General features: G+C 68.3%; 7 protein-coding genes. 4 read left to right on the top strand and 3 right to left on the bottom strand.

What is annotated here, in order from left to right:
* From AC1D15_RS14555 to AC1D15_RS14565, 3 genes are all read right to left on the bottom strand, one after another.
* The coding region (locus tag AC1D15_RS14555; protein ID WP_477826547.1) for a peptidylprolyl isomerase at positions 1–355 on the bottom strand (355 nt) is incomplete at its 3' end.
* Positions 356–423: 68 nt separating this feature from the next.
* On the bottom strand, positions 424–1,665 hold the full coding sequence (locus tag AC1D15_RS14560; protein ID WP_465112967.1) for a L,D-transpeptidase family protein: 1,242 nt from the start codon (positions 1,663–1,665) through the stop codon (positions 424–426).
* Entirely contained in the window at positions 1,662–2,708 is a 1,047-nt protein-coding gene (locus AC1D15_RS14565) for a tetratricopeptide repeat protein (RefSeq protein ID WP_477826544.1), read from the bottom strand. The genes AC1D15_RS14560 and AC1D15_RS14565 overlap by 4 nt, the downstream gene beginning before the upstream one ends.
* 155 nt (positions 2,709–2,863) lie before the next feature.
* On the opposite strand from AC1D15_RS14565, the gene cysS reads away from it, so the two are divergent.
* The 4 genes from cysS to AC1D15_RS14585 form a co-directional block, all read left to right on the top strand.
* On the top strand, positions 2,864–4,252 hold the full coding sequence (gene cysS / locus AC1D15_RS14570; protein ID WP_477826545.1) for a cysteine--tRNA ligase: 1,389 nt from the start codon (positions 2,864–2,866) through the stop codon (positions 4,250–4,252).
* 3 nt (positions 4,253–4,255) lie between these two features.
* The gene (locus AC1D15_RS14575; RefSeq protein WP_047508866.1) at positions 4,256–4,897 is read left to right on the top strand and encodes a DNA-3-methyladenine glycosylase family protein; all 642 of its coding nucleotides are present in this window, start codon (positions 4,256–4,258) and stop codon (positions 4,895–4,897) included.
* A gap of 65 nt (positions 4,898–4,962) precedes the next feature.
* Positions 4,963–5,934: an acetyl-CoA carboxylase carboxyltransferase subunit alpha gene (locus AC1D15_RS14580; protein WP_047508869.1), complete on the top strand. Its 972-nt coding sequence runs from the start codon at positions 4,963–4,965 to the stop codon at positions 5,932–5,934.
* A 7-nt stretch (positions 5,935–5,941) separates the two neighbouring features.
* Positions 5,942–6,322 (top strand): tRNA lysidine(34) synthetase (locus AC1D15_RS14585; protein ID WP_477826546.1); only part of this gene is annotated, 381 nt, incomplete at its 3' end.

The following is a 6,322-nucleotide window of genomic DNA, read 5'->3' on the forward strand; positions in this document are numbered from 1 at the left end:
GCGCGGCGTTCAGGAAGTCGTTGTCCTTCAGGTTGATGAAGAACTGCGCGGTGGCGGAGTTCGGGTCCATCGTGCGGGCCATCGCGACGGTGCCACGCGTGTTGGTCAGGCCGTTGCGGGCTTCCAGCGGGATCGGCGGGCGGGTCTGCTTTTCCTTCAGGTCGGGCGTCATGCCGCCGCCCTGGATCATGAAGTTCGGGATCACGCGGTGGAAGACGGTGCCGTTGTAGTGGCCGTCCTTCACGTACTGCAGGAAATTCGCGGACGACTTCGGCGCCTTCTCGGCATCGACCTCGATCACGRTGTCGCCGAGCGACGTGGCCAGCTTCACCTTCTGCTGTGCGTGGGCCGTCATGCTGCCGGCCAGGCCGCCGATGACGATCGCGCCGGTCACCAGCAGCGGCTTCCATGACTTGAGGGTTCTCACAAGATCACTCCTTCGAAGAATATTTTCCATTGTCCACCTTCCTTGCCCCAGTACTGACGCTTCAGCGGGCCGGTCAGCTGGCCGCTCAGCACCTCGCCGAAGGTCACGATCAGCACCTCGCCGGCGTCGCGCCACGACAGGATCGACATCTCCTTCAGCTCGGCAGTGCGCCCGCGCGTGGCCTGCAGTTCCTTGTCGACCATCTGCGACCACTGCGCCAGGTCGGCGGTGCCGCTCTGGAACTGCGGCGAGTAGAAGCTCAGCAGCTTGCGCGCGTCGCCCTGCGAGCGCGCGACGCGCCACTGCTCGACCATCGCATGCGCCGCGACGCGTTCCTGCGCGACCTGCGCGCGCGCCACCCATTCGAGCTTCGGTGCGATCACGACCGGCGTGCGCCGCGGCGACACCTCGCGCAGCAGGCGCAGCAGGTCGGGGTTGGCGAGCACGACGCAGCCGTCGGTGGTCTGCGGGCCGCGCGCGAAGTTGGCCGGCGGCACGCCGTGCAGCCAGATGCCGCCGCCGGTCTTGCCGCGCCGGCGGTCGTATTCGTTGGGGTAGTTCAGCGTCAGCGCGCCAGGGCCGTAGAACTCGGCGACCTGCTGGTTCGTCAGCCGGCTGGTGATGAAGTAGGCGCCGAGCGGCGTGCGCTGGTCGCCTTGCTCCTTCTTGTCGACGCCCAACCGGCCGAGCGAGACGTAGTGGTCGGCAACCAGGCGCAGGCCCTTCGCGTCGTTCGCGAACAGGTACAGGCGCGAGCGGCTCGCGTCGACGGCGATCGCATGCCGCGTGCTCGACGGGATGTCGATGAACTGGCGCGGCACGGCATCGGCCGGCGGGCGTTCGGTGAGCGCGGCCAGCCGCAGCGTGGCTTCCTGGCGCAGCTGCACGAGCTGGTCGGGCGACGAGGCGGCCAGCTCGGGGGGCGCCGCGCCCATCGCCTCGAGCGGCTGCCGGCGGGCCAGCAGCAGGTCGCCGTACACCAGTTGGGCGAGCTGGAAGTTGGGCACGTCGCGCGTCAGCGTTTCGGCCCGCGCGAGCGCGCGGCGTGCATCGCCGTCGCGGATCAGCTGGTAGATGTCGATCAGCCGGGCTTCGGGGGAAGCGGGCGCGGCGGCCACGCCGCTGCGTGCCACGGCCGGCTTCAGCGGCGCGGCCACGGCCACGCCCGCCGCCCATGGCAGCGCCAGGCAGACAGGCAGTGCCGCGCGGCGGCACCACTCACGCAGGCGTCGGATCACGAACCGGTGCTTTCCTTCTGGATCAGCCAGCGGCCGGAGACGCGCACCAGGTCGAGCCGCTTGCGACTGGACACCTTCAGCGCATCGGCGCTGTAGGCCTGGCGCACCTGCACGACGGCCTTGTCGCCTTGCACGCGGATGTCGAAATCGCTCAGGTTCACCGCGATGCTGCGCTTGCYGGTGATGCGGGCGCGGCGTTCGGCCTCCCAGGCGGCGCGCGACTTGCCACCATTGAAATCATGGGTGTAGGACGCGAAGTAGGCGTCCATGTCCTTGCTCGCCCAGGCCGCGGCCCACGCGAGCACGGCGGTCTGTACGACCTTTGTGTCTTCGGCGGCGGCCGGTGAAGAAGCCACCGCGGCGGGTGCAGGCGCGGGAACGGGCGCAGGGACAGGCGCAAGAGCAGGTGCAGGAGCAGGCACCGGAGCCGGCTTCGGCGCGGCTGCAACGACCGGCGGCGGGGCGGGAACGGGTGCGGGCGCCGGTGCAGGCTTGGCCGCAGCGATCACCACCGGTGGCTCTGAGCGCGTCATCGGCGAGAACAGGTCGCGGATCATCGCGAGCTTCGGGCTCACCTTGGCGGTGCTGCTGCCGTCGATCTGCAGCGCGCGCGAATAGGCCTGGCTCGCCAGCTTCGCGTACACGTCGCCGAGGTTCTCGTAGGCGGTCGCATAGCTCGGGTTGGTGCGGATCGCTGCCTCGAGCGAGCGCCGCGCCTGGTCGTACTGGCCCTGCTTGCTGTAGAGCACCGCGAGGTTGTTGTGCGGCTCGGGCAGCTCGGGGTGGTCTTCGGTGAGCTTCACGAACACCGCGATCGCGTCGTTCGACTTGCCTTGCTCCGACAGCACCAGGCCCTTCAGGAAGCGCATGCGGGCGTCCTTCGGCTTGGTGGAGAGGAACTGGTCGGCCTTCTGGTTCGCCTCGGCCAGCCGGCCCGCGCCGAGCAGGCTGTCGACATCGCCGTACTCGTCGGCCCGCGCGGTGCTGGCGATCGTGAACACGGTGAACGCGGCCAGGGCGACGAGCGAAGAGCGTGGAGTCATCAGGTGGCCGCGAGGTTTTGGGTGGGCGCCGTGGGGCGGAACGAGGTGCGGATACGGCCCGCTATACTGCGAAAATTGTATAGCAGCCCCATGGCTGCAAGCCCCTCGACCCGCTGGCCAGGCCCTATGAGCGGTTCCACTGCAGCACTCCGCCGATGACCCTGAGCATCTTCAACACCTTGTCGCGTCAGACCGAGGTGTTCACGCCGATCGAACCCAACCATGTGCGCATGTATGTGTGCGGCATGACGATCTACGACCTGTGCCACGTCGGCCATGCACGCTTCATGATGGCCTTCGACGTCGCCGCACGCTGGCTGCGCACGCTGGGCTACCAGGTTACCTACGTGCGCAACATCACCGACATCGACGACAAGATCATCAGGCGCGCGCTCGAACGCAACATCCCGATCCGCCAGCTGACCGACGAGATGACGGCCGCGATGCATGAAGACGTGGCCGCRCTCGGCATCCTGCCGCCGACCCACGAGCCGCGCGCGACGCAGTACGTGCCGCAGATGCTGCAGATGATCTCCACGCTCGAGCGCAAGGGCTATGCCTACCGCTCGCCGAACGGCGACGTGAACTACGCGGTGCGCAAGTTCGACGGCTACGGCAAGCTGTCGGGCAAGTCGCTCGACCAGCTGCGCGCCGGCGAGCGCGTGGCCGTGCTCGACGGCAAGGACGACCCGCTCGACTTCGTGCTGTGGAAGTCCGCCAAGCCCAGCGAGCCCGACGACGCCAAGTGGGCGAGCGAGTTCGGCGCCGGCCGCCCGGGCTGGCACATCGAATGCTCGGCGATGAGCTGCGCGCTGCTCGGCGAGCAGTTCGACATCCACGGCGGCGGCATGGACCTGCAGTTCCCGCACCACGAGAACGAGATCGCGCAGAGCGAGGGCGCGAGCGGCAAGCGCTTCGTCAACGTGTGGATGCACAACGGCTTCCTGAACGTCGTCAACGAGCAGGGCGAGAACGAGAAGATGTCGAAGTCGCTCGGCAACTTCTTCACGATCCGCGACGTGCTCAAGCACTACGACGGCGAGACGCTGCGCTTCTTCATGCTGCGCACGCAGTACCGCAGCCCGCTGAACTTCGGCCCCGCCAACCTCGACGACGCGCGCAACGCGCTGCGCCGGCTCTACACCGCGCTGGTCGACCTCGACGTGCCCGAACTGCCGGTCGACTGGGCGCAGCCGCAGGCCGCGCGCTTCCGCGCCGCGATGAACGAGGACTTCAACACGCCGGAAGCGGTGGCGGTGCTGTTCGAGCTCGCGACCGAGCTGAACAAGAGCCGCTCGCCGCAACAGGCGGCGCTGTTCAAGGGGCTGGCCGCGACGCTCGGGCTGCTGCAGCAGAACGCGCGCAGCTACCTGCAGGCCGGCAGCACGCTCGACGACGCCGCGATCCAGGCGCAGATCCAGGCCCGGGCCGATGCGAAGAAGGCGCGCGATTTCGCGCTCGCCGACCGCATCCGCCAGGACCTGCTCGCGCAAGGCATCGTGCTACAGGACTCCGCGCAAGGCACGACCTGGATGAAGGCCTGATCCGTGGGGCGCTCCGTCACTCCCGAGTATTGGGACGAGGCGTGCAGGCACCTCGTCAAGCGCGACCGGGTGATGCGCAAGCTGATCCCGCAGTTCGGCGAAGGCCGGCTGCAAAGCCGCGGCGATGCGTTCACCACGCTCGCGCGCTCGATCGTCGGCCAGCAGAGTTCGGTGGCGGCCGCGCAGGCCTCGTGGGAGCGCGTGGCCGCGCTGCTCGACGGCGGCTCGCAGCGCATCCAGCCGGCGGCGGTGCTGGCGATCGAATCCACGCAGATGCGCGAGGCCGGGCTGTCGGCACGCAAGGTCGACTACCTGGTCGACCTGGCGCAGCATTTCGAGGCCGGCAGCGTGCATGTGCGCCAGTGGCAGCAGATGGACGACGAGGCGATCGTCGACGAGCTGGTCGCGATCCGCGGCATCGGCCGCTGGACCGCCGAGATGTTCCTGATCTTCCACCTGATGCGCCCGAACGTGCTGCCGCTGGACGACCCCGGCCTCATCAAGGGCATCAGCCACAACTACTTCAGCGGCGAGCCGGTTTCAAGGGCCGAGGCCCGCGAAGTGGGCGACGCCTGGGCGCCTTTTCGCTCGGTGGCCACATGGTACATTTGGCGCAGTCTCGACCCGCTTGCCGTGGCATATTGACGGCCCGCAAGCCAGCCCCCATCGTTGGGCAGGGCATCCTCCTTCAAGAACAGGGATCAAGATAAATGAGCAAACGCCATTTCCTTGAATTCGAGCAACCCATTGCCGAACTCGAAACCAAGATCGAAGAGCTGCGCTACGTGCAAAGCGAATCGGCCGTCGACATCTCCGAAGAGATCGACCGCCTGGGCAAGAAGAGCCAGCAGCTCACGAAGGATGTCTACGCCAGCCTGTCGCCCTGGCAGGTCACGCAGATCGCCCGCCATCCGCAGCGTCCGTACACGCTCGACTACATCAGCGAGATCTTCACCGACTTCCAGGAACTGAAGGGCGACCGCGCCTTCGCGGACGACCAGTCGATCGTCGGCGGCCTGGCGCGCTTCAACGGCCAGGCCTGCATGGTGGTGGGCCACCAGAAGGGCCGCGACACGAAGGAACGCGCGGCGCGCAACTTCGGCATGTCGCGCCCCGAGGGCTATCGCAAGGCGCTGCGCCTGATGAAATTGGCCGAGAAGTTCGGCATCCCGGTGTTCACACTGGTCGACACGCCGGGGGCCTACCCGGGCATCGGTGCCGAGGAACGCGGGCAATCGGAGGCGATCGGCCGCAACATCTTCGAGATGGCGCAGCTCGAGGTGCCCATCATCTCCACCATCATCGGCGAGGGCGGCTCCGGCGGGGCGCTCGCGATCAGCGTCGGTGACCAGGTGCTGATGCTGCAGTACTCGGTGTACTCGGTGATCTCGCCGGAAGGCTGCGCGTCGATCCTGTGGAAGACCTCGGAGCGCGCCTCCGATGCCGCCGAAGCGCTGGGCATCACGGCGCATCGCCTGAAGGCGCTCGGCCTGGTCGACAAGATCGTCAACGAGCCGGTCGGTGGCGCGCACCGCGACACCAAGCAGATGGCCTCGTTCCTGAAGCGCGCGCTGAACGACGCGTTGCGCCAGGTCAGCGACCTGAAGCCGAAGGAACTGCTGCAGCGCCGCTACGAGCGCCTGCGCGCCTACGGCCGCTTCAGCGACACCAAGGACCACTGACCTCGCCGTGGCGACGTTGGCGCCGAAGCGCGTCGCGGTCGCCTACAGCGCGGGCCGCGATTCGACGGCCCTGCTGCATGCCACGCTGCATGCGGCACGCGGCACCGGCGTCGAGGTGCTCGCCCTCCATGTCCACCATGGGCTGAGCCCGCATGCCGATGCGTGGCTCGCCCACGGACAACGGCAATGCGCGCGCTGGGCGCGCCTCGGCTTGCCGGTGCGCTTCATCGTGCATCGATTGAGCGATGCGCCGCGCGGCGGCGACAGCGTCGAGGCGTGGGCGCGGCAGGCGCGCTACGGCGCGTTGCGCGCGATGGCACTGGAGGCGCAGGCGGGCATCGTGCTGCTGGCCCATCACCGGCGCGACCAGGCCGAGACGCTGCTGCTG

The organism is Rhizobacter sp. P2_H2 (genome assembly GCF_056403375.1).

What these genes read in the sequence shown, in the direction of transcription:
- AC1D15_RS14580 (WP_047508869.1), top strand. Translation starts at nt 4,963, where the DNA reads ATGAGCAAACGCCATTTCCTTGAATTCGAGCAACCCATTGCCGAACTC.